The sequence below is a fragment of the Synechococcus sp. 'PEA 65AY6A-5F PE A' genome (genome assembly GCF_047462575.1).
Classification (GTDB): Bacteria; Cyanobacteriota; Cyanobacteriia; order Thermostichales; family Thermostichaceae; genus Thermostichus.
In genome coordinates this window covers 1-23,236 of sequence record NZ_JAOALE010000003.1, presented here as the reverse complement: position 1 = coordinate 23,236, position 23,236 = coordinate 1, and the positions used below count along the sequence as shown (strand labels likewise).

Below are 23,236 nucleotides of genomic sequence, written 5' to 3'. Positions count from 1 at the left end.
GCGGCCGCAGCTTTCTCTTGGCCCACCTTAGCCATGCCGTTACTTGGGCGTCAGCCCCTCTCCCAGGAAAGGGGAAGCCCCTCTTGAAAATGGGGCTGCTGGGGAACCTAGGCCCTTTTCAAGGAGCTGGGAGCCGGGACCCGCGCAGTTTGGAGGTGTTGGTGACCAAGCTCTGCACAAAGCGTTGCAAGCGCTGGCGTAGGTTTTCGTCCTTGAGGTTGCCCTGCTCATCGAAGGCGCTCCAAGCCCGACCAATGGCAATCTGCTCCGGGATCGCCCAGCCATGCACCCACCGCACAATTAAACGCATCTGGTTGAGGGTATTGCTGTTGCTCTCACCGCCCAAAACGCTGATCAGCCCGAAGACCTTGCCCTCTAAGTGTTCAAAGCTCAAGAGATCGAGAGCATTCTTCAGGCTGCCGCTGATGCCGCCGTGGTACTCAGGGCTAGCCAGGATGATCCCATCGGCCCGCTTCATTGTTGCCCGCAAAACCTCCACGTCGGGATAGTCCGGGTAGGATTCCGAACCATCGGCAAAGGGCAACTTCATTTGCCGCAGGTCGAGGATGTGCAAGAGAAGCCTCAACCTCTCAAACTCGCACCGCACCACCTCTAGCGCCTGATAAGTCAAAGAATTGGGCCGCAAGCTGCCGCCGATGGCCACGAAACAAGCTCCAGAGGCTTCAGCCATGACGGCTTGCCAATCGACAGTAGGGGCTTGCAGGGTTGAAGGAGACATAAGCCAGGCTCCTGAGCAGACATTAGTTATGCTTCAAACAATCATAACTCATACTAAATCTGCATTGTAAAGATTTCTTTAGCCGTCTTGCTGAATAAGGCTGACGCATTGCCGAAGCGTCGCGCAGCGATAACAGCCGGATTCTGCTTCGGAGCTGGGATCTGGATATCTCCCAGCAGGGGAAGCTGGGGCCAGCGGATTACATGTAGCAGGTTGGAAAAATCATCTCGCCAGAGGGGATCCCCAGCTTGGGGCAAAAGGGGCTGCCAGGGATCCCAGTCTTGCCGGCCACCAGGGCTTTTGGCCATCAGCACCCAGTGGGAAGGGGCTAGCCCTGCCCGGCGCTGGGCGGCGGTGAGCTCTTCATGGGCTTGCTGCCAGGCGGGAAGCCGCAATGCTCTTGCCAAGGCGGCCAGCACTGGCGCCAAGTCCAGGTGGCGGTTGGTGATGTTAAAGAGCAGCCAGCCCTGGGGCTTGAGCTTGCGGAGGTAGAGGGTCAGGGCCTCCTGGGTAAGCAGATGCACCGGCACGGCGTCGGAGCTGAAGGCATCTATCACCATCAGGTCGTAGCTGCCATCGGGGATCCCTTGCAGGCGGAGCCGGGCATCGCCCAAGATCACCCGCACCTGCGCCCGCCGGCTGGCCCAATCGAGATAGGGGAAGTAGCGGCCCGCCCAGTCGGCCACGGTGGGATCCAACTCGAAAAACGTCCACTCATCCCCTGGCTCGGCGTAGGCGGCCAAGGTGCCGATCCCCAGCCCCAGCACCGCCACCTGGGCCGGAGAAGAGGGCGGCTGCGCCCGCCACCGCTGGAACACCTGACCCACCGGCCCCTCGCGGGAAAAATAGGTGAGCGGCTCCAGGGCCTTTTGGGGATCCAGGTTTTGGCTGCCGTGCAGGGTGGTGCCGTGGAGCAGGCTGCGGAGGGATCCGTCCTCAGCGTGGTATTCCACAATCCGGTGGAGGCCAAAGGCGCTGCGCTCCTCGGCCACCACCTGGAGCCCCGGCGGCAGCCAGGTTTGTCCTAGCAGCAACACTAGACCCATCCCTGTTCCCACCCAGCGCCTTCTGCTGCCTTCTCCTACAGACCCCAGAAGGGCCATCCCCAGAGCCAAGCCCCCAGCGGCTCCAAGGCGAAAGAGCGCCTGAGGACGAAAGCCCAACAGCAACAAAGGCAAGAGCAACCCCAGCCCTAGCGACAGGCCCAGCCGCCTTCCCCGTGCCGCTAAGGCCGCCAGCGACACCCCCAAGAGCAGGGGGTACTCCAGTAAGGTCTCAAACATCTGCGGCGCCAGCAAAGCGGAGAACAGCCCTCCCAAGCTGCCTCCCACAGCCAGCCACAGGTAAAACTGCGTCAACTGCTGGGCGGGTGGACGGGATCTGGCCAACTGACTGTGACAGGCCCAGCTCACCAGGCCAAAAGCCCCCAGATGTAGCGGCAACACCCAAAACCAAGGTCTCGCCCAGCCCAGAACCTGGGCCCCTAGCGCTCCACAGGCCAGCAGAGCCGTTGTCCCTAAAGCCAAGTCATTGGGGTAGAGGCCGCCGAAGGCCAGTATGAAGGTCATGAGGTAAAGGCTCAGGGGAACGGCCCACAGCAGGGGCACCGCCGCCACGTCGGTGGTCAAGAGGGTGGTGGCCGCCACCAACAGGCCCGCCGGCAAAAAGGCCCAGCCGGCCCAGCGCCAACGCTCCCGCCAGGAGACGGGGGGGATCTCCTCCACGGGATCTCCCCTCGGGAAAGTCACCTCCCGCCCGTTCAGCATGAGCCCCACCCCACCCAGCAGCACCAGCGCTGCGACCAGAGCGTAGGATCCCGTCCACAGGTGGGTTTGCCCCGACAGAGACAACCGCGGCTCCAAGAGCAGCGGATAGCCCAGCAGCCCCGCTAGGCTGCCGGCATTGCTGGCCACGTAGAGCCCGTAGGGATCCCTTTTCGCCTCTCCCAGCGCCCGCTGCAGCAACGGCGTCGTCCCCGACAGGAGAAGCAAGGGTACTCCCGCCCTTGCTGTCAAGTCAGCCAACAGAGCTAGGGAAGGGAAGACCCCTTCCAGTTGGCCAGGGATCCCAAACTGAAAGGGCAAAAACTTCAGCCCCGCCAGCAGGAGGATCCCGTGCAGCAGCACGCCCCAGCCGGGAGCGAGCCCTCGCCCCAGCCGGTCTGCCCACAGGTAGCCCAGCAGCAAAGCGAGCTGGAAAAAGACCAGGCAGGTATTCCAAACCAGGGGGGATCCCCCCCAGAGCGGCAGCAGCAATTTGCCCACCAACAACTGCCCCCAAAAAAGGCAAAAGGCGCTGCCGAACAACGTGAGGCCAACCAGCAAAACCACAGCCGTGCCCCCAACCCCTGGCTGTCAGTTCTAAGAAGCTTGGATGCCGGTGCTGGATTCAGGGGCGGATCCCAGCAGCCGCGAACCTCCGCCCGCCCAAGGGAAGTTGCAAACCCAGCTCAGCGGCTCATCACCTGTAGGGGAAAGCGTTCGGCCAACTCCCCTTCCACCTTGGGTAGCCATTCTTCTTGGAACACCCACACCTGGCCCTGCTGCACGCGGCCATCCGGGTTTTGTGTTAGCTCCAGCCAATAGACAAACTGATCCCCCCGCAGCACCACGCCTTGGGTGGCCAGGGCAAGACTGTAGCCGGGATTGTTGGCCAAGGCTTCAGGGGCCGGGTAGCGGATCACCTCCACCGCCCGATCCAAATCGGCGGCGATCTCCGGCCCGTAGATCTCGCGAATGGCTTGGAAAAGATCCTCTGCCGTCAGCCCTTGCGGGCGAAAGAAGGTCATGCGCTCCGAGCGAATCGTCTCCCGATCCAGCGGGTTGATGATCCGGCCCGGCGGGGCCACCGAGGCCAAAAAGGTAAATCGGGATCCATCCGGCTCCACGCGGTGAATGTTCAAGGTTTCGCCTGGGCGGGGCCGCAGCACAGGATTATTTCTCACCCAGGCCGCCGCTTGATCCGGCGATTGCCCAGGGATCCCCCATGCCGCCGATGGAAGGCCCACCACTGCCCAGCAGGCTATGGCCAAACCGATTGCGTCAGCGGGACGGAGTCCTTTCGCGTCGTCGGGACGCAGTCTTCTACCCCGGCCCGACAAAGTCCTTCCCCAGCTCGCGCCCAGGATTGGCCACGGATTACAATGCACCTTCTCAATCCTCCGGACAAACAAGACAAAATGCAAAACGAAAGGCGAAAATAATGTCCACAAAAAGCTAGAAGTTAACAGGCGGGCGTAGACAAGGCGACGTTTACCTCGGAGCGCACCCCGCTCTACCCATGTCTAGTGTATCTGGAGAGCGCAGCGGGATCGTTGCGCCTCAGCGCGAGCATTGCGGCCAATAGTGGCAAGGAGGCTTTGGCGAAATCCCCAAATCTCCGGGGTCACATCCCGCAAAACGTAAAAGATACCTTAAGATTAACGGTAAGCAAATCTCACACGCATCAGGTCAGCACCTCAGGAGGTAACCGATGGCTCTCGTTCCCATGCGGATCCTGCTGGATCATGCCGCCGAACATGACTACGGCATTCCGGCTTTCAACGTTAACAACATGGAGCAGATTCAAGCAATCATGCAAGCTGCCCATGAAACCAACAGTCCAGTCATCCTGCAAGCCTCTCGAGGGGCGCGCAAGTATGCGGGCGAGCACTTTTTGCGCCACCTGATCCTGGCGGCAGTGGAAACCTATCCCCACATTCCCGTCGCCATGCACCAAGACCACGGCAACAGCCCCGCCACCTGCTACTCCGCCATCCGCAACGGCTTCACCAGCGTCATGATGGATGGCTCCCTCAAAGAAGACGCCAAAACGCCGGCCAGCTATGAGTACAACGTGGCCGTTACTGCCGAGGTGGTGAAGGTGGCCCACGCTGTCGGCGTGAGCGTGGAAGGAGAACTGGGCTGCCTGGGATCCCTGGAGACAGGCCGCGGGGAAGCAGAAGATGGCCACGGCGCTGAAGGGGCCCTCAGCCACGACCAACTGCTCACCGATCCGGATCAAGCCGTGGACTTTGTGGAGCAAACCCAAGTGGATGCGCTGGCTGTGGCCATCGGCACCAGCCACGGCGCCTACAAGTTCTCCCGCAAGCCCACGGGCGACATTCTCGACATGGAGCGCATCGCCGAGATCCACCGCCGCCTGCCCAACACCCACCTGGTGATGCACGGTTCCTCGTCGGTGCCCAAGGAGCTCATCGACATCATCAACCAGTACGGCGGCTCCATTCCCGAAACCTACGGTGTGCCGCTGGAAGAAATTCAGCGGGGCATCAAAAACGGAGTGCGCAAAGTTAACATCGACACCGACAACCGTCTGGCCATCACGGCTGCGGTGCGCCGCGCCCTGGCCGAGAATCCGAAGGACTTTGATCCCCGCTCTTTCCTCAAGCCTTCTATCAAGGAAATGCAAAAAGTGTGCGCCGAGCGCTACATCGCCTTCGGCTGTGCCGGCCACGGCACCAAAGTCCCGGTGGTTACCCTGGACGAGATGGCGGCCAAGTATGCTTCTGGCGCTTTGGCGGCTCAGGTGAAGAAGACGGTTGCGGTCTAGCCCTCACACCCAGCCGCTGCAGCCCAAAGGTTCTAACTCAATATCGACAGGTGAGGGGATCCTTTGTGGATCCCCTTTTGCTTTGGAGGAACTTGATGCGTTTTGCCGGTCAGGCAGCTTTTGCTACAGAAGGTTTGTCCGCTTCGACTTGCTGGTTCAGCAACGCCAAAGTCAGGCGATCCAGCATTTCCAAGTCGGCCTCAGAGTAGCGCCGCTGAAAGAGCAGCTCGTTGATGAGGTTTTCTTGCTGCAAACTGAGAAAGCCGCTGCGGAAAACTTGCTCCACGATTGCTTCGATACTAAGGGCCGGAGCAACAGGGAGAGAATTCAAAGAGGCATTCATGGTCGTTTCCGTTTGAGAGGGTTCGTTCGAGAGTTCCCGATTACTTGTGCCGAGGAACGAGATAGCGCTGCTCGATCTGCTCCCTCCAGGAACGGGCGACCTCAGTCTGCAGCTTGTCTACAGCAGAAGCATCGTCCTGCCACTTGAGGGAAACCCCCAGTAGCTCCCCCATGGGAAAGTGCTCGCTCAGCAACGCCGCCAAGCGGTAAGTACGGTAATCTAGCGTTAGATCTACACCAGCTTGCATCTGTATTTCCTCCGCATTTCCAACGTTTACGTCCCCATCATAGCCCAAATATCCGTAAAAAAACGGAAAACACCGAGAATCCACGTACGCGATTTCTAGGATTTTTCTACGCCATTTGGCGGATAGCGGCGGGGATCCCACGGAGCTGTGGGGTGAGTTCAGGGATCCCAGCTCAGCAGAGCCGCGGTTGCGGCGGCCAGGGTGGCGGCGTTGAAGGGCTTGCTGGTGAGGTCATTGGCTCCCAGCCGAGCAAAGAGGCAGCCCGGGCATCCCTGATCCCAGGAGTTCTCTGGATTACAGGGATCCCCTCTATTGCCGCCCGGAGGTCGGAACCTAGTCGGCGTCTTCGTTGCTCACAAAACCTGGGTTGTCCGGGGATCCACTGGGTGCGGGCGATTCCAGGGCGTGTTTGAGGGCATGCCAGGCCAGGTTGGCGCACTTGATGCGTACCGGGAACTGGGCAACTCCCTTCATGGCATTGAGGGAGCGGTACTCCCGCGGAAACTCTTCGCCGCCGCGCATCATGGCCTGGAAGCGCTCGACCAACTGCAGCGCTTCGGGGATGGTGCGCCCGCGCACGGCATCGGCCATAAGATCGGCAGAAGCCAGGGCAATGGCGCAGCCCTCTCCCTCAAATTTGATATCGGCAATCCGCTCCTGGCCGGGATCCAATTGCAAGGTGAGGTCGATGGTGTCGCCACAGGAGGGGTTATGGCCGCGTTGGCGACGATGAACCGGATCGACCCTGCCGAAGTTGCGGGGCTTTCTGTAGCGTTCCAGGATGACTTGCTGATAAAGTCCGCGCAGGTTGTCGAGAGGCATTGTCGTTCCCGCTTGGTCGCTGCTTGGGCCAGAGCCCTATCCCCACCCTCCAGGGGCTACGGCTCCTTCCGGCCAATCTGGCTAGGCCCAAGCTAACTAACTTAATCTTAACCCTGTTCTCTGGGCTGCAACGGCGGGGCAAGGCAGGGCCTCCTCATCTCCCAGATCAAGCGGGTGGATTTCGACGGCTGCCCCGCCCAGTTCTGCCGGAACCTGCTCCCTCCACCGGCAGCAGGGTAGGTCTTGGGCGGGGGCTGGCGGCCTTTTTCGCTGACCAGCAGGGCAACACGCCCAGGTGCCCAAAGTAGCTGCGACAGGCCGGGGGCCTCCAAGGCAAGTCCTAAAAAAGCCAGTTGCAGTAGAGTCTAACGGTGCCGTTTGGGACGGAAGAGGTGGGCGTGGTCAGGGCTGTAGAGCCGCGAGCGGGCCGAGCCGGCTCCTGCCAAGCCCCGTAGGGCGGGACTGATGAGGTAGAGCACGGTGCGCTCTAGGCCGGCTTGCCGGGTGAGGGCCGCCATCTCCGCCAGGGATCCCAGCCAGATCCGCTCGTCCGGCCAGCCCAGACGGTAGCAGATGGCCACAGGGGTATCGGCGGGATAGTGGGTCATTAGATCCGCCTGGGCCTGTTCCACATGGCGGGCGCTCAGATACAGACACAAAGAGGCGCGGTGGGCCGCCAGGCTGGCCAGGGCTTCTGCTTCCGGCACGCGCGTCCGACCGCTGGCGCGGGTGAGGATGACCGTCTGCACCAGCTCCGGCACCGTTAGCTCCACCTGCAAACGGGCGGCTGCCAGTTGAAAGGCGCTCACCCCCGGCACGATCTCAAAGGGGATCCCGGCCTCCGCCAGCCGAATCAGCAACTCGTGCAGAGCGCCGTAAAGAGACGGATCCCCATCCTGCAGCCGCACCACCCGCCGCCCCGCCTTAACCCGCTCCACCATCTGGGGCAGCAGCGTTTCCAAGGTGAGGGAGCGCGTGTCGATGGCCTCCACGTCGGGGCGACAATGGGCCAGCAGCCCCTCCGGCACCAAAGAGCCGGTATAGAATACTACATCTGCTTCTGAGAGTACTCTCTGGCCGCGCAGGGTAATCAGCTCGGGATCCCCAGGGCCGGCGCCGACAATGTGCACCGGCCAGTAGGACGAAGTCGGTTGGCTCATCGGGTTTCTTCCCACCCTAGCAGCAGAGGGCTACCCCCGAGGATGGGATCCCCTGCAGGCTCTGTCCCTTGACTTGGCCTGTATTATGTGTAGTACAATAGAATACAGGCTGCCTGGGCAGAGGGTTGCGCGCTTTTGCGTGCCACGGGCGAGCAGGGAGGACATGGGAGTTGTAGCGCAGCGGCTGGATGCCCGCGGGATCCCAGGGGTGGATCATGGGGTTGTGCTGAGGTTGGCGATGCCCTTGGCGCTCAGCACTGGCATTCAGGCGCTGATGGGCATAACCGACACCTGGTTTATCGGCCAGATCTCCAGCCAAGCCTTGGCCGGGATGAACGCCGCTTGTTTGCCCACCCAAGTGGCCTTGACCCCTTTCATGAGTCTGGGGCGAGCAGTGCAAACCTTGGTGGCGCAAACCTACGCCGGCGGAGATCCGAAGGGGGCCTCTCGCTATGCCTGGTCGGGAGTTGAGCTGGGGTTGGGCCTATTGCCCCTTTGTGGCCTCTTGTCGCTGTTGGGGAGCTTGCTGTATTCAGGGCTGCCCCTGCCGGCGGGGGTGGCGGAGCAAGCGGCAGATTATTGGCAAGTTCGCGTTTGGGGGGGATCCGCTCTCTTGGGCAGCTTTGCCTTGGCGGGTTTTTTTAACGGCATTGGTTGCACCTGGATCACCCTGTGAGTGGCTGGAGCGTGCTGTTCAACGGCATCCTCAATGCCCTGTTCATTTTCGGCCTGGGCTGGGGGATTGCCGGAGCCGCCTGGGGCACGATCCTGTCGGAATACGGGGAGCTGGCCCTTTACCTGCTGCTGTTTCTCTCGGCCTGGATCCAGCGCGACTACGCTACGGGGCAAACCTGGCTTTTGGCTCACAAGTCCCTGCGGCCCTTGCTGCGGCTGGGCCTGCCGATGGGGATCTACGCTTTGGCGGACATGAGCTCTTTCACGGTGTTTCAGTTGCTGCTGGGCCAGTTGGGGGCTGTGGAGGGGGCAACGGCCCACCTGTGTCTGATGTTGTCTCGCTTTGCCTATTTGCCGGCCCTCGGCTTGGAACAGGCGGCAACCGTCCTGGTGGGCCAGGCCGTTGGCGCCGGGCAGCCGGCTTGGGCGATGCGCTTGGGGAATGCGGTGATAGCCTGGACGGTCGGCTACATGGCCGTGATCGGCGGCGGGCTGGCGCTTTTTAGAGAAGCCTTGCTCGGCCTGTTCGTGGTCGGGACAGATGCCAACGCCGCGGCGATTGTGGAGTTGGGGGGGAGGCTTTTGCAGATCATCGCGGTTTCGTTTCTCTTCGATGGCATCAACTTCTCTGCCGCGGGATCCCTGCGCGGCGCGGGAGACGTGCGGGCCCCCATGGCGATCATGCTCGGGATGAGCTGGCTCTTTTTCTTGCCTTTGGCGCAGATGCTGATCTTTTCCCACAGTTGGATCCCCTTCCTGCCGGGGTTGGGATGGGGGGCTGTGGGGGGCTGGTTGGCCATGCTGATCTATGTCGCCGGCTTGGCCGGCCTGTTGCTCAGCCGCTGGCGCAGTCGGGTGTGGCAAAAGGCGGCTCTGCGTCAGGGCCATCGCCATAGTGAGTTGAGCTAGCGCGCCAGCTCAAGGCGCTGCTGGAGAATTTGCTCGGCCAGCACCAGATCCCAGGGGGTGGTTAACTTCAGGTTAGACTCCTCCCCTTCCACGATGTAAACCGGCCAACCCAGCTTCTCGAATAGGGCTGCGTCATCGGTTACCTGCCACCCCTGGGCCAGCGCCTCCCGATGGGCTTGCCACAACAGCGACAGGCGAAACCCCTGCGGCGTTTGGGCTGCCCACAGCCGGCTGCGCTCCGGTGTCGATTGGATTTGGATCCCCTTGGGGCCGGTCTCGGTGACCTTGATCGTGTCCTTGACAGGGATCGCCGCAATCAAGCCGTCCACCTGCTCCAAGGCAGCGCTGCAGCGATCGAACAATTCAGGGGTGGCCAAGCAGCGGGCCCCATCGTGAATCAATACCCGCTCCACCGTTCCCCGCCCATAGAGATACTCCACCCCCCTGTAAACCGACTCCTGCCGCGTCGCCCCCCCTTGCAGAAGCTGCACCGGCGTGGCCAGCTCGATGGACGCCAGGATCTGCTCTATGGCCGGCCAGTCGCCGGGCTGAGAGAGAATGCCGATCCACTCGATGGAACGGGCCCGATCCGCCGCCTGCAACGTCCAAGTCAAGATAGGCTGGCCCAAAAGGGGCAGCAACAGCTTGTTGACCGCCGCCCCCATCCGCTTGCCGCTGCCAGCCGCCGGGATCAACAGGTGCATGGGATCCAAAAGCGCATCCAACCGGATCCCAGTGTACTGCTCAACTCAACCTTCCAACTCTCCCGAAGCAGTGACAAAGTCAGGGTAGGCAATGTTGCCGTGCTCGCCAATATCCAAGCCGGCCAACTCTTCTTCTGCCGACACGCGCAGACCGATGGTGCCCTTCAAAATCAAAAACAAAGCCAGACAACAGATAAAAGACCATCCTCCCAGGGCAATAACCCCCAGAATCTGTACCGGCAACACCGCCCAAGTCACCCCCGCTTCCGCATGGGCAAACCACGGGATCCCTGCAGCAATGACCCCCCAAGCGCCGCACACCCCATGTACCGACACCGCCCCCACCGGGTCATCCACCTTCAAGGTGCCCTCGATAAACAGCACCGACAACACCACCAACACCCCGGCCACCGAGCCGATAAGGATTGCCCCCAAAGGATGAACAGTGTTGCAAGGAGCAGTAATGCCCACCAGCCCCGCCAGTGTCCCATTGGCTGCAAACGTCATGTCCGGCTTGGTAAAAATGGCCCAGGAAGTACAGAGAGCGCCGATGGCTCCTGCCGCCCCGGCCAAATAGGTATTGAAAGCAATCCAGCCAATATCAGGAATCGCTGCCGTTGTAGAGCCGGCATTAAAGCCAATCCAGCCCAGCCACAGGATCAACGCCCCCAACATGCCCAAGGGTAAGCTATGCCCGGGAATAGCCCGCGGCTCCCCATTGGGACCATACTTGCCCAAGCGCGGCCCCAACACCAAAGTTCCCGCAAAAGCTGCAGCCCCACCCACCAAGTGCACCACCCCCGACCCGGCAAAGTCAATGTAGCCCAGGTTTTCCAGCCAGCCGGCTGTACCACCGTTGTAGTCGGCAAACAGGCCATTCCAGGCCCAGCCCCCGGAAATCGGGTAGATCGCCCCAGAGATGACGATGGAGTAAATCAAATAAGCCAAAAAGCGGGTGCGTTCCGCCATTGCCCCGGAGACAATGGTGGCAGCGGTGGCGGCAAACACCAGTTGGAAACAGAAGAACGTGAAAGGCCAAGCATCGTTTTGACTGCCGGCTTCAGCTCCCTGTTGCCAGTTGAAAAAAAACCAGTTGGTGCCCAAAAAACCGGCCACATGGGATCCGAACATCAGCCCAAACCCCAAAAACCAAAAAGCGCAGGCCCCGAAGCAGAAGTCCATCAGGTTCTTCAGGACAATGTTGGTAGCATTTTTAGCCCGCGTGAAGCCTGCCTCCACCATGGCAAAGCCCGCCTGCATGAAAAACACCAGCGCCCCGGCCACCGTTGTCCAGACGATGTCGGCGTGGTATTGCTGAGTTTTCAGTAAGGTTTGTAGCTCAGCCCAAGCCTCGGGTGGGAGAGCCTGTTCCAGAGCCGTGAGATCCGTCTGGGCCAGAGCAGGCGGGGCAACCAAACTTCCCAACCCCAGCAAAGCTCCAATCCCCAGCAGGACTTTCCCCCCTGTCCTCAAACCCAAAAGGATCCCCTGCCGAAGACGAGAGAAAACAGTCTCACCTATCTGACTTTTCATCTCGATTCCAAGTCCCACACCTCGATTTTGAGCTATTTCTCCCCTCCTACCCGTAACCACCTACACCAATGCCACCAAATACATCAACAAGCCACAAAAGAGAGGGCCAGACCTGACCCCCTCTCTTGATTTTCAGTCCTGTGTCGCTCAGATCCGACAGCCTCCCGTCGAACCGAGCGCAACAGCTCAAGCTCCCTCCACCTCGGTGGCAGCAGTAACGAAGTCAGGGTAGGCTATGTTGCCGTGCTCGCCCACATCCAAACCGGCAATCTCTTCCTCGGCGCTGACGCGCAAGCCAACAGTTACCTTGAGGATTAAAAACAGGATTAGACAGGTGATGAAGGGCCAGAAGAAGAGAGCGAGAGCGCCTACCACCTGCACGCCGAACTGTGCCCAGGTAACCTCTGAATTGGCGTGAGCAAACCAAGGGATCCCTGCTGCCAACACCCCCCAGATACCACAGGTGCCATGCACGGAAACCGCGCCCACTGGGTCATCAATTTTCAGCGCCGTATCCAAAATCACCGCGGAGAGCACCACGAGGATTCCGGCCACCGAGCCAATGATCAAGGCCCCCAGCGGATGAACTGTATTGCAAGGGGCAGTGATGCCCACCAAGCCCGCCAGCACCCCGTTGGCGACAAAGGTCATATCCGGCTTGCCAAAATGAACCCAAGAGGTGAACATCGCCCCAATTGCTCCAGCCGAAGCTGCCAGCAGCGTATTCATGGCAATCCAGCCAATATCGACAGAGGCTGCAGTGGTGGAACCGGCATTAAACCCGATCCAGCCCAAGGCGAGGATAAACACCCCCAACATCCCCAGCGGCAGGTTGTGGCCAGGGATCGCCCGCGGCTCTCCATTAGGGCCGTACTTGCCAATGCGAGGGCCAAGCGCGATCGCACCTGCCAAGGCCGCAGCGCCCCCTACCAAATGCACCACCCCCGATCCAGCGAAATCAATGTAGCCCAGATTTTCCAGCCAGCCGGCTGTGCCGCCGTTGTAGTCGCCGAACAGCCCGTTCCAGGCCCAACCCCCAGAGATGGGGTAGATTAGCCCAGAAATAACGATGGAGTAGATCAAGTAGGCCAAGAACTTAGTGCGCTCTGCCATCGCTCCGGAAACAATGGTGGCGGCGGTAGCGGCAAACACCATCTGGAAGACAAAGAAAGTAAAGGGCCAGCCATCTGCCTCGTAAGCCTGCTGCCAGCCAAAAGCAAACCAGTCAGTGCCGAAGAAGCCAGCACTTTTGCCGAACATGAGGCCAAACCCGATGAACCAGAAGGCGCAACAGCCCATGCAGAAGTCCATCAAGTTCTTCATCATGATGTTGGCGGCATTCTTGGCGCGGGTAAAGCCCGTCTCCACCATGGCGAACCCTGCCTGCATGAAGAACACCAAGGCCGCCGACACGATCGTCCAAACAACGTCAGCGTGTTTCTGAACTTCCTCGGCCTCTTGAGCAAAGGCAGTTCCCTGGCCGAATAGAAAGACCAGCGCAGCCATTAGAGCAGCAGTCAGACTCCACCTGGCCGGTCGCCAGAGCCACTGGGGCACCTGGCTCTTGAGCTTTTGGATCATTGTTGTACTCATGCTTTTCGACTCACCTAAAGGGACAGTACTTCTCAAAAGACGTTACCCGGAAAGTGGGGCAAGAACACCTCATCAGAGATACAGCAAAAGAGACATGCAGCAAACCCCCACAAGGCTCAGGACGGGTAGCCCAAACCCCAAAGATCCCTCCTTACAGGGCATCTTGGTTGAGTTCGCCAGTGCGGATGCGGATGGTTTTTTCGACGGGGCTGATGAAAATCTTGCCGTCCCCAATTTCGCCGGTGCGAGCCGCTGCAATCAGCTTCTCCACCACCGTATCCACCAGGTCATCTTCGACCACGATCTCCACTTTCAGCTTTTGTAGGAACTCTACCGTGTACTCGGATCCCCGGTAACGCTCGGTTTGTCCCTTTTGCCGGCCAAAACCCCGTACTTCACTTACGGTCATGCCGACAATCCCGGCATTGACCAAAGCAATTTTGACCTCATCCAACTTAAATGGCCGGATCACCGCCTCGATTTTTTTCATCTGCCTCCTGCACCCTGAACAGTTCCGCTAATTTCTAACACTACCAACACCTGTGAATTGTAAAAACGGATACATTTTTTATCTCCTACTGAAGATGCTTACCACTCTGGGTTGGCTCCCGTCAAGACTGGAAGGTCAAGCTTAAGCTACCCTAACGGGAGGAAGTCTCCGATGGGGTCTCACCAACATCCACGGGCGGCTGAGGGCTAAGAGAGGCCAAGCTGGCTGTAATGAGCGCTACCGCAAGCCACCACAGCATTTGTACCTGGGGACGATACCAGATGGTATCCACCAAGCCGTGGACCATCATGCCGGTGCAAGCAGCCAAGCCCGCTGCCACCCACAGACCCTGGGGATCCCGCAAGTTGAGCAAAGTTTTCCAGCATCTCCAGCCGTGATCCCAGAGCACCAAGAGGAACCAGGCGAAAGTTAAGGAGCCGATGAAGCCAGTCTCCACGGTGAGCTGCAGCGGCACCGAATAGGCTCCGAGGGCGCTGAAGTTGCCTCGTTGGTAGAGGGGATAGACGCGGTTAAAGGCAACATTGCCGGGGCCGATCCCCAAGATGGGAAAGTCGCGGATCATGTCCAAGACCGCCGCCCAGACATTGAGGCGAAAGTTGTTGCTGGTGTCTAGCCGCCCCCAAAAAAGGCTCTGCACCCGCAGCCGCAGGGAGCGTACCGTCAGGATCCCAAGCAACAGAGCAGCCCCCCCTCCACTCAACAGAACCGGCAAGGCCCAACGCCGCCAACGAGCCGGCAAATCGACAGAATGCCACTGTGCCAACAGCACGGCCATCAGGGTGAGCATGGCCAGCCCCCCAATCCAGGCGCCACGACTGTAGGTGAGCAACAGGCAAATCAGGTTCACCGCCGTCGTAAACCCGGCCAGGAGTTTCGCCCCCCAACTGGGCCAAATCCAAGTGGCGGCCAGCCCCAGAGGAATGACCGGGATCAAGTAGCCCCCATACAGATTTGGATTGCGCAGATAGCTGTACACCCGCGTCAGACCCGCCAAACCCGACTCCGGATCCACCCAGGTGGCCAGTTCCGCTGCCCCATATAAGTATTGCCGCAGGCCATGGATCCCCATCGCCAAGCTGACCAAAAGCAGGGATCCGACGATCCAATCCCGAAACTGCAGTTGGCGAAGCAGACGCTGCAGCAGCAGATAGCCGGCCAGGTAGAGCGTCAACTTCAGCCAGCCCTCCCGCGCTGCATAGGGAACCGGCGAAAGGATCGTGGCCAGGGTGGCAATTCCCCAAAACAGGCCTAGGGGCAGATGGACGGGCAGCCAAGTTGGGGTTTCCACCAGCCAGCCCAAGACCACAAGCGCCGCCATGGCCAGCAAAATCAGACCTAGGATGCCGGTGGAGCTTTGCGCCGAAAAGACCCAATACAGCAGCACCAGGCCCAAACCGATCCAGTCAGAGGTTTGCACCAGTAGGCTGCTTTTGCCCCAACTCCGCAGGGATCCCGACACTCGGCTTAAAAGGCTGCCCTGCCACCAGGACTCGATAGGAAAATCCCGCAGCAGCAGGCCGCGCCACAGTCGCGTTGCTCGTTCCATGGCTCCTTCCAGCGCCCTGGGCACTTGTGCTTCAGGCCTATCTTCCGAGTTTATCTCCCCAGCGAACAGGGGCAAGGGCGGGAAGGCAAGCGGGATCCCCCTTCTAGAACTCGCAGACTCATTGCTAGAGTTAGCTGCCTCGCCGACCTCGAAGCGCCCTTTAGGCAAACGAGGCTAGCGGGTGGGGCTGGGATTTCCCAACCTCTTCAGAGTTGAAAGGGGAAACCCCTGCTCCCAACTGGCCTGCATTGAAGACTTGGGGATTACAATAATGAATTTGCACACGAATAGGCCGGCCTAAACCCAGAGCAGATCCCAGGCAGCGGGCTAAAACCTGCACCTTGAACTCCAGTTCGCCAATGGTGTCCATACGCTTGCAGCCCTCCCTCCAACCCCGTCTCTAAGGCCAGCTTAGGAGAAGATTGATGATAGTTCTTCAGTGGGAATACAGAATTTGCCAAGCTAGATCATGCAAAGCTGGCGTTTTTTTAGAGAGAAAAGAAGCTGAAACTTGGCCAGGCTTTCTCCGGAAGATCCCGGATAAAGACCCGGAACCTGCCGCTGATTAACGTAAGCAAAATAACGCCTAGAGAAACTACGGAAAAAAGCTGGAGACCAAGCTGAGGGGACTTGGGGGAGTATGCCTGTCTACCTTTACTGGGGAGATGACACCTATCGGCTGATGCAGGCGGTGCACCAGTTGCGGGAGCAAGTGCTGGATCCCGACTGGGCCGCTTTTAACTACGATCGCCTGCCGCCGGAGTCCACACTGGCCGGACTTAACCTGGCCATGACCCCGCCCCTGGGATCCAACGCTCGCCTGGTTTGGCTGGAAGAGACGACGCTCACCCAGGATTGTCCGGAAGAGTGGGTAAGGGAACTGGAGCGGACGTTAGCCTCTTTACCCCCCACCACCCATTTGTTGTTGACCACCCGCAACAAGCCCGATGGACGGCTCAAATCCACCAAGCTCCTCAAGCAAGTGGCCCTTGCCCGCGAGTTTCCCCAACTGGCCCCCTGGGATGAAGAGGGTATCCTGAGGCAGGTATACAGCGAGGCCCGGCAGCGGGATCTCAAGCTCAGCCCAGAGGCAGCCCAGAAGTTGGCGGAAGCCGTGGGCAACGACTCCCGCCGCTTGGCGATGGAACTGGAAAAGCTGGCTTTGTTTACGGTCAACCAACGGGATCCCATCTCCCCTGAGCAAATCGAGGCTTTGGTGCCCGCCAGCGCCTACAACAGCTTTCAACTGGCCGCCTCCCTGCGCCAGGGCAACTTGGATCAGGCCCTGCGCATCCTGGCCCATCTTTTGGATCACAACGAGCCGGCCCTGAAGATCCTGGCGGTGTTGGTGGGGCAATTTCGCACCTGGCTGTGGGTAAAGCTATTGCTGGAGGAGGGAGAACGGGATCCCAAAGTCATCGCCCAAAAAGCAGAGATTGCCAATCCCAACCGGGTTTATTTTCTCCAAAAAGAGGTGGGATCCCTAAAAAGCTCGGCGCTGCTGCAGGTGATGCAGCAACTTTTACAACTGGAGTATCAGCTCAAGCAAGGTCAACCGGAGCGAGAAGTGTTTCAAGAGGCTCTGATCCAGATTGTGGCCATTCTCCAGAAATCCTGAGCCTTTTCGTTCAGGGACAGTTCTAGCAACGGGCAGCCTACCCACCGGGATCAGATCCTTCACCAGGGAGGATCCCTCTTCGGAACTCAGAGTAGGTAGAGCAGGATAAACAGCACAATCCAAACCCCATCCACAAAGTGCCAGTAGATCTCAGCAGCCTCGACGCCAAAGTAGTGTTGGGCGCTGTAGTGACCCGGCTTCAGGGATCGCCAAAGCACCGCCAAAATAAACAGCAGCCCCGCCGCCACATGTAGCCCGTGAAACCCGGTCAAGACATAGAAGGTGCTGGCAAACAAGTTGGTGGTAAGGCCAAACTCCAGGTGGCTGTACTCGTAGAGCTGCCCGGCCAAGAAAATCGCACCCATCAGGGCAGTGAGGGCAAACCACAGCCGTAGCCCCTTGACGTTATTGGCCTGGATGGCGGGCTTGGCCTGGTGGATAACCAAGCTGCTGGCGAGCAAAATCGCCGTGTTGATCCCAGGCAAGAGCAATTCCCGCTCCGGCGTCCCTTCCGGCGGCCAGACGGGGGCCGTGAGGCTGTAAGCCAAGTAGGCCATGAACAGGCCCAAGAATAAGCAGCCTTCCGCCACCAAGAACATCAGCAGACCAAAAATGCGATGATCTGGGTGCTCAGCGTGAGCGGTGTGGGCCTGAGTGTGGCCGGCTATCAAGGCATCAGCAGCAAGGGATCCTTGCATATTCTTCTCCACTCAAAAAATAAACCAATCGAACCTTAGAATTCCTGAGACGGTGTGGCCAGCCCAGCCGGGATCAAGACTGGAATGCCCGGTGAGTAGAAGATGGAGACCCCCTGCTAAGAAGAAGTCGTAGGCTCTGCTTCCGCCAACGCCAGCTCCCGCAAGCTCTGCAACTGGGCGGCAAAGTAATCCAAAGTCTCCTTGCTGTGCAGGCCGTAGTCGTAGGGGCCGGTCAGCAGAATGGGATCCCCGTAGAAGTTGTGGGCAGGCGGCGGGGAAGAAGTCGCCCACTCCAGGGTTAGAGCCTGCCAGGGGTTGTCGCCGGCCTTGGGCCCGGCCACCCAGGAGTAGATGGCGTTCACCAAGAAGGGCAGCGTGGAAATGGCTAGAACAAAAGCCCCCACGGAGCTAATCCAGTTGAGGTCGGCAAATTGCGGGTCGTACTGGGCCACGCGGCGGGGCATGCCCATCAGGCCCAGCTTGTGCATCGGCAAAAAGCACATGTTGAAGCCGACAAAGGTCAACACAAAATGCACCCGCCCCCAGAACTCGTTCAGCAGCCGCCCGGTCATCTTGGGGAACCAGTGGTAGAGGCCGGCATAGATGCCAAAGACGCTGCCGCCAAACAACACGTAGTGTAGGTGGGCCACCACAAAGTAGGTGTCGTGGACGTGGATATCCAACGGCACCGAAGCAAGGATGATCCCGCTCAAGCCGCCGATGACGAACATGGAGATAAAGCCCATGCCAAACAACATGGCCGAGCGGAAGTGGATCTTGCCGCCCCAGAGAGTCGCCAGCCAGCTAAACACCTTGATCCCGGTGGGAACGGCAATGGCCATGGTGGCGATCATGAAAAACACCCGCATCCAGTCGGGAGTGCCGCTGGTAAACATGTGGTGAACCCAGACAATCAAGCCCAAAAAACAGATGGCCAAGCTGGAGTAGGCAATGGCTTTGTAGGCAAAGATGGGCTTGCGGGCGTGCACCGGCAAGATCTCCGAAATCATGCCGAACACCGGCAAAACCATGATGTACACCGCCGGGTGGGAGTAAAACCAGAACATGTGCTGGTACACCACCGGATCCCCGCCGCCGCTGGGGTTGAAGAAAGCCGTGCCCGCCAACAGGTCAAAGCTGAGCAGGATCAGCGCCCCCGCCAGAACCGGCGTTGCAATGAGCGTGATGATGGAAGCGGCCAGCATCGCCCAGCAGAACAAGGGCATATCCTCCATCTTCATGCCGGGCAGGCGCATCTTGAGGATGGTGGTGATGAAGTTCACGGCCCCCAGGATCGAAGAGGTTCCGGCCAGCAAAATGCTCAAGATCCAGAGCTCTTCTCCCACCTTGCCACTGATGAGGCTCAGCGGCGGATACGAGGTCCAGCCAGCTGAGGGGGCCTCGATAAACAAGCTGGCCAGCAGCAAAAGGCCACTGGGTGGAACCAGCCAAAAGGCGACGGCGTTCAGCTTGGGAAAGGCCATGTCCCGCGCCCCGATCATCAGCGGCACCAGGTAGTTGCCAAAGCCCCCCATCAAAGCCGGCACGATCCACAAAAAGATCATGATCGTGGCGTGCAGGGTAAAGGCCCCGTTGTAGCGCTCAAAGCCGAGAAAGTCCGCCTCTGGGGTAGCCAGCTCCGCCCGTACCGCTGTGGCCAGCGCTCCCCCCACCAAGTAGAAGAAAAAGGTGGTCACCAAATACTGGATCCCAATGACCTTGTGATCGGTGGAGAAGGTAAAAAAGCGCCACCAAGGCTCGGCGGGAGGATCCAGGCTGGCTTTGGGGGCAGCGGCAAGGGTGGGATTGTCCTGTAGCTGGGTCATGGCAAGAAGCTCCTACTGGCGTCACCAGAATGTGCGTCAAGGGGGAGTTGGAGAGAGGCCAGCTCAGCCGGCGAGAGGCCCAAACGTTGCCGGTGAACTTGGACAAAGGCAGACTCCGACGGAGAAAATTCCAGACGATGCCCGTGCTGGAGAGGCAGTGACGGCGAGTCCGCCGCCAGGGCAAGGGCGCCACCCTCTCCACCGGCGGCCAAAACTTGCTCCTGCTGCCAGCGCTCGAACTCTTCCGGCGTCTCCACAATTAGTTGCCCGGCCATCACCCCATGGTAAGGGCCACACAACTCGGCGCAGACGATGGGGTAAGTTCCCAACTGCGTGGGCACAAACTCCAAGTGGGTTTCTCGGCCCGGAATGAGATCTTGCTTGAGGCGAAATTGCGGCACCCAGAAGGCGTGGTTGACATCCAGAGCCGTCATATTAAGGCGCACCCGCTTGTTAAGAGGAAGGTGCAGCTCGCCAGCCACCAAACCCGACTCCGGATAAGTGAATACCCAAGCATATTGCATGCCCTGAACTTGGACAACCAGCTCCGGCTGGCCCATCTCCTTTCCGGGCAGCAGCGCGGGAGTGTAGGCATAGTCCGGATCCCCTGCTGCTGAGTCTTGGGAGGGCTCCATCGCCATGGCCGTGTGGATGTGACCGCCCACATCGGCGCCCCCATACACCGCCTGATAGACATCGAGGCTGGCCAGGCCCAGCCAGAGGATGATCACTGCTGGCACCGCTGTCCAGACGATCTCCAGCAGCACGTTGCCGTGGTTGGGATCCCCATCCCCACGGTCGCCCCGCCGCTTGCGGTAACGGATGGCACAGTAGAGAAGCACCCCCTCCACCACCAAAAAGATCCCCGTGGCGATGGTGATCGTGCTGTTGAAGAGGCTATCGAACAGAGGAGCCGAGTTGGCCGCTGCTTCGGGAAGCAGATGGTGATTCTGGCCATACCAGAGGCTGGCCAGGGTCAGCAGAACCCCAATACCCACCAAAATGATGTTACTGAGCGCACTCACGACTGCTCTTCCCCACTGCAAATGCAAGGCACGCCCGCCCTAGACAAAATCTGTTCTGCGAACAGAGCCGAAGCGGGCCACACCCATCCTTCATATCCATTTAGGTCACGGGAGCTGGAGAGGATTGCCCAGGCTTAGGGATCTCTTCAGAATCTTCATCGCTGGGAATTGGTAGAGGGGAGCGGCTTGATTGGCAGGATCGACAGAGCTTCTGGAAGATGAACGATGCATGCAGAGGAGGCGTGGCTCAGCACAAAGAAATTCTTAAAAAGCCTTCGCCAGCCGCAAGTCTGCATTTAGGATCCGTTACAGGGGAGTCAGTCTCCTTGTCTGCCTATAGCTAGATGCTGAGCCAGTTAGACCTCAAAGACCTATTGAATTAAGTTCGCTAACTGAAATGGATAGCTTAAGTATCGATCTCGATTATTTTTTATGCAGATTATTCCGAGCTTGGATTGACTTGCAATAACTTTTTCAACGGCGATGGACTCTTCGATTTCCCAATCTCACGCTCATCCCTTGCCGTCTAGGGAGCTTTCCCTGCGCATGGGGCAAGCCTTGCTGGGTTTAGCAGCGGCCACTTGGCTGTTGATGGGACTGGGCAGTGCCACTCGAGTCATGAATGCTGGCTTATCCTGTCCAGATTGGCCCCTCTGCTATGGAGAGCTTGTCCCCACTGAGCAGATGAACCTGCAGGTGTTTCTGGAGTGGTTTCACCGCCTGGTGGCTGCTGGGGTGGGCTTGGCCACCCTGCTGCTAACGGGGTTTGCCTGGCTGAAGCGCAAGGCCTTGCCCGCTTGGCTGCCCTGGGGCCTGAGCTGGGCTTTTGTCTTGGTCGTGGCCCAAGGGATCCTGGGCGGGCTGACGGTAACGGAGCTGTTGCGCTTTGACATTGTGACGGCTCACCTGGGCACGGGCCTGCTGTTTTTTGCCACGCTGCTCACCTTGGGATTGCTGGCCCTGCCAAGCGTCGCTCCTTCGGAGGAGGGGAGAGCTTCTGTTGGCTACTTGCCCTGGCTCGGCTTGGGGGCAGTGCTGCTGGTGTACGTCCAGAGCCTTCTCGGAGCTTTGGTGGCTTCCCAATGGGCGTTGCACCAGTGCTTAGCTGCTGGCGAGCTGTGCGGGGTGATGAACGGTCACTTGCTGGGGGTGGCTCCGGCCACACTGGCGGTGTTGGTGGTGGCGGTGGCCACAAGTTGGCGACGCCGGCAGCTCCCGCGGATTCTCAAGCTGCTGGGCCATGGTTCGGTGGGCCTTTTGCTGGCGCAAGTAGGGGTTGGCGTTCTTACCTATCGCTACCGGCTGCAGGTGGAGCCCTTGACGGTAGCCCACCAGATGATTGGGGCAGCTTTGCTGGGGTGCTTGCTGGGCTTTACGGTGCTGGCCTGGCGTACGAGCAACAGCCTTGAAAGCCAGGAGGAAGGAAGCTCTCCCCGGAGCCCTCGGAGGGTAGCCGCGGCCGCAGAAATCAACGGCAAGTAGTTCCATGGCAGATATCCTTCAAACCTACCGTCCAGATCCTTGTCAGAACACGGTGACAGGGATCCCTTTTGGCCATCACCAAAGTCTTGCGCAGGTTTTGCGCAGCTATAGCCAGTTGGTGAAGCCGAAGATCATCGCCCTCTTGCTGATGACCACGGCTGGAGCCATGTGGATGGCGGGCAATACGGATCCTTTCAAGTTTGGCGTCACCCTCTTGGGGGGGGGGATGGCGGCGGCAGCAGCCAATGTCATCAACATGGTGTACGACGCCGATATTGATCGGATGATGGAGCGAACCCGCCATCGTCCTTTGCCTTCTGGCCGCATTCGGGCACGCCATGCCCTGAGGTTTGCCGGGATCCTGGCTGTGATGTCCTTTGGCTTGCTGGCCTGTTTTACCAATTTGCTGGCTGCCAGCTTGGCCATGGCGGGGATCCTGGTGTATGTAGGGGTCTATACCCACTGGCTGAAGCGTTCCAGCCCCCAGAACATCGTCATCGGCGGAGCAGCGGGGGCGATCCCCCCTTTAGTGGGCTGGGCAGCGGCTACGGGCGAGCTGAGCTGGGCTGCTTGGGTGATGTTTGCCCTCATCTTTTTGTGGACCCCGCCCCACTTCTGGGCCCTAGCGATTTTAAAGCGAGAAGACTATGCCCGCGCCGGGGTGCCGATGCTGCCGGTGGTGGCCGGAGAAAGGCCGACTGCCGCCCAGATTCTTCTCTACGCCCTGTTGCTGGTGCCGGTCAGTCTACTGCTGGTTTACCCTTTGCACGTGCTGGGATCCTTTTACTTGAGCGCGGCGACCCTGCTGGGATCCCTTCTAATTTGGAAGGCGGTGCAGTTGCTCCAGGAGCCGCACAGCCGGGAGCGGGCAGCCTCCCTCTTCACCTTTGCCAACCTCTACTTGCTGCTGTTGTGCGGTGCCATGGGGTTGGACAGGTGGTCGCTGACCCACACCCTTTGGGATCAAGCCCTTGCCTCTCTCCAGGGTGTCTATGCCAGCCTGGGGGCGCTGGCCAACCACCTTGGGGCAGTGGGATCCCTGGGTTGACGACTTAACCAATTGACATCCTCCCCGGCCTGAAGGCGGGGGATTCTTACACGGTCGTCGCAAAGGCGTTGTCAAAGCGCCTCTAGACAGTTCCTGAAGGCAAAGCCCCAAAGTTCTGCTGACTTTCTTAAGCAGGTTGGCGGCAGCATTCGCCTCAGCGTTGACCAACCACCCCTTTGCCGTTTGGTACAGGCCCCGCTTGACAC

At 59.6% G+C, this 23,236-nt stretch carries 21 protein-coding genes; 6 read left to right on the top strand and 15 right to left on the bottom strand.

Going from position 1 to position 23,236, the window contains the following annotated elements; genetic code table 11:
- Positions 1 to 118: 118 nt before the first annotated feature.
- From GG26_RS01675 to GG26_RS01665, 3 genes are all read right to left on the bottom strand, one after another.
- The gene (locus GG26_RS01675) at positions 119 to 739 is read right to left on the bottom strand and encodes an NADPH-dependent FMN reductase (protein WP_414388598.1); all 621 of its coding nucleotides are present in this window, start codon (positions 737 to 739) and stop codon (positions 119 to 121) included.
- Positions 740 to 792: 53 nt separating this feature from the next.
- Positions 793 to 3,069: a fused MFS/spermidine synthase gene (locus GG26_RS01670; RefSeq protein WP_414388596.1), complete on the bottom strand. Its 2,277-nt coding sequence runs from the start codon at positions 3,067 to 3,069 to the stop codon at positions 793 to 795.
- Between the two features lie 119 nt (positions 3,070 to 3,188).
- Positions 3,189 to 3,746, bottom strand: coding sequence for a hypothetical protein (locus GG26_RS01665; RefSeq protein WP_228375204.1), 558 nt, complete (start codon positions 3,744 to 3,746; stop codon positions 3,189 to 3,191).
- Between the two features lie 464 nt (positions 3,747 to 4,210).
- Here GG26_RS01665 and fba point away from each other — a divergent pair, with 464 nt between their 5' ends.
- Complete coding sequence (gene fba, locus GG26_RS01660) at positions 4,211 to 5,290, top strand: class II fructose-bisphosphate aldolase (RefSeq protein ID WP_011430345.1); 1,080 nt, start codon at positions 4,211 to 4,213, stop codon at positions 5,288 to 5,290.
- A gap of 109 nt (positions 5,291 to 5,399) precedes the next feature.
- Here the strand turns inward: fba and GG26_RS01655 are convergent, their stop codons facing one another.
- From GG26_RS01655 to cobM, 4 genes are all read right to left on the bottom strand, one after another.
- Complete coding sequence (locus GG26_RS01655; RefSeq protein ID WP_011430346.1) at positions 5,400 to 5,633, bottom strand: hypothetical protein; 234 nt, start codon at positions 5,631 to 5,633, stop codon at positions 5,400 to 5,402.
- A gap of 40 nt (positions 5,634 to 5,673) precedes the next feature.
- The gene (locus tag GG26_RS01650; protein WP_099834884.1) at positions 5,674 to 5,880 is read right to left on the bottom strand and encodes a hypothetical protein; all 207 of its coding nucleotides are present in this window, start codon (positions 5,878 to 5,880) and stop codon (positions 5,674 to 5,676) included.
- A gap of 333 nt (positions 5,881 to 6,213) precedes the next feature.
- On the bottom strand, positions 6,214 to 6,702 hold the full coding sequence (sufU, locus tag GG26_RS01645; RefSeq protein ID WP_011430348.1) for a Fe-S cluster assembly sulfur transfer protein SufU: 489 nt from the start codon (positions 6,700 to 6,702) through the stop codon (positions 6,214 to 6,216).
- Positions 6,703 to 7,067: 365 nt separating this feature from the next.
- Positions 7,068 to 7,862: a precorrin-4 C(11)-methyltransferase gene (cobM, locus tag GG26_RS01640; RefSeq protein ID WP_099835925.1), complete on the bottom strand. Its 795-nt coding sequence runs from the start codon at positions 7,860 to 7,862 to the stop codon at positions 7,068 to 7,070.
- A 163-nt stretch (positions 7,863 to 8,025) separates the two neighbouring features.
- Here cobM and GG26_RS01635 point away from each other — a divergent pair, with 163 nt between their 5' ends.
- Positions 8,026 to 8,538, top strand: a complete 513-nt coding sequence (locus GG26_RS01635) for an MATE family efflux transporter (RefSeq protein ID WP_414388592.1) — start codon at positions 8,026 to 8,028, stop codon at positions 8,536 to 8,538.
- Positions 8,517 to 9,446 carry an MATE family efflux transporter gene (locus GG26_RS01630; RefSeq protein WP_414388590.1) on the top strand — a complete coding sequence of 310 codons (930 nt, stop codon included), beginning with the start codon at positions 8,517 to 8,519 and terminating at the stop codon, positions 9,444 to 9,446. The genes GG26_RS01635 and GG26_RS01630 overlap by 22 nt, the downstream gene beginning before the upstream one ends.
- Here GG26_RS01630 and ispD read toward each other — a convergent pair.
- The 5 genes from ispD to GG26_RS01605 all read right to left on the bottom strand — a co-directional run bounded on the left by ispD (position 9,443) and on the right by GG26_RS01605 (position 15,333).
- A complete protein-coding gene (gene ispD, locus GG26_RS01625) occupies positions 9,443 to 10,150 on the bottom strand; it encodes a 2-C-methyl-D-erythritol 4-phosphate cytidylyltransferase (RefSeq protein ID WP_099813180.1) in 708 nt (235 codons plus the stop codon). The genes GG26_RS01630 and ispD overlap by 4 nt on opposite strands.
- A 45-nt stretch (positions 10,151 to 10,195) precedes the next feature.
- Positions 10,196 to 11,566 (bottom strand): ammonium transporter, encoded by a 1,371-nt coding sequence (locus tag GG26_RS01620; protein ID WP_240527655.1) that lies wholly within the window; start codon positions 11,564 to 11,566, stop codon positions 10,196 to 10,198.
- A 303-nt stretch (positions 11,567 to 11,869) separates the two neighbouring features.
- Positions 11,870 to 13,276 (bottom strand): ammonium transporter, encoded by a 1,407-nt coding sequence (locus tag GG26_RS01615; protein ID WP_414388587.1) that lies wholly within the window; start codon positions 13,274 to 13,276, stop codon positions 11,870 to 11,872.
- A gap of 151 nt (positions 13,277 to 13,427) precedes the next feature.
- Entirely contained in the window at positions 13,428 to 13,766 is a 339-nt protein-coding gene (locus GG26_RS01610) for a P-II family nitrogen regulator (RefSeq protein WP_011430352.1), read from the bottom strand.
- A 151-nt stretch (positions 13,767 to 13,917) separates the two neighbouring features.
- The gene (locus GG26_RS01605; protein WP_099883946.1) at positions 13,918 to 15,333 is read right to left on the bottom strand and encodes an IctB family putative bicarbonate transporter; all 1,416 of its coding nucleotides are present in this window, start codon (positions 15,331 to 15,333) and stop codon (positions 13,918 to 13,920) included.
- Between the two features lie 640 nt (positions 15,334 to 15,973).
- On the opposite strand from GG26_RS01605, the gene holA reads away from it, so the two are divergent.
- Entirely contained in the window at positions 15,974 to 16,951 is a 978-nt protein-coding gene (holA, locus tag GG26_RS01600) for a DNA polymerase III subunit delta (RefSeq protein ID WP_011430355.1), read from the top strand.
- Between the two features lie 86 nt (positions 16,952 to 17,037).
- Here the strand turns inward: holA and GG26_RS01595 are convergent, their stop codons facing one another.
- The 3 genes from GG26_RS01595 to GG26_RS01585 form a co-directional block, all read right to left on the bottom strand.
- Positions 17,038 to 17,649: a heme-copper oxidase subunit III gene (locus GG26_RS01595; RefSeq protein WP_011430356.1), complete on the bottom strand. Its 612-nt coding sequence runs from the start codon at positions 17,647 to 17,649 to the stop codon at positions 17,038 to 17,040.
- A gap of 116 nt (positions 17,650 to 17,765) precedes the next feature.
- A complete protein-coding gene (gene ctaD / locus GG26_RS01590; protein WP_414388584.1) occupies positions 17,766 to 19,475 on the bottom strand; it encodes a cytochrome c oxidase subunit I in 1,710 nt (569 codons plus the stop codon).
- Positions 19,472 to 20,500: a cytochrome c oxidase subunit II gene (locus GG26_RS01585; RefSeq protein ID WP_011430358.1), complete on the bottom strand. Its 1,029-nt coding sequence runs from the start codon at positions 20,498 to 20,500 to the stop codon at positions 19,472 to 19,474. The genes ctaD and GG26_RS01585 overlap by 4 nt, the downstream gene beginning before the upstream one ends.
- A gap of 483 nt (positions 20,501 to 20,983) precedes the next feature.
- On the opposite strand from GG26_RS01585, the gene GG26_RS01580 reads away from it, so the two are divergent.
- Both GG26_RS01580 and GG26_RS01575 read left to right on the top strand, forming a co-directional pair.
- Positions 20,984 to 21,982, top strand: a complete 999-nt coding sequence (locus GG26_RS01580) for a COX15/CtaA family protein (protein ID WP_049749751.1) — start codon at positions 20,984 to 20,986, stop codon at positions 21,980 to 21,982.
- 52 nt (positions 21,983 to 22,034) lie between these two features.
- Positions 22,035 to 23,030, top strand: coding sequence for a heme o synthase (locus GG26_RS01575; RefSeq protein WP_414388698.1), 996 nt, complete (start codon positions 22,035 to 22,037; stop codon positions 23,028 to 23,030).
- The last annotated feature ends 206 nt before the right edge of the window (positions 23,031 to 23,236 follow it).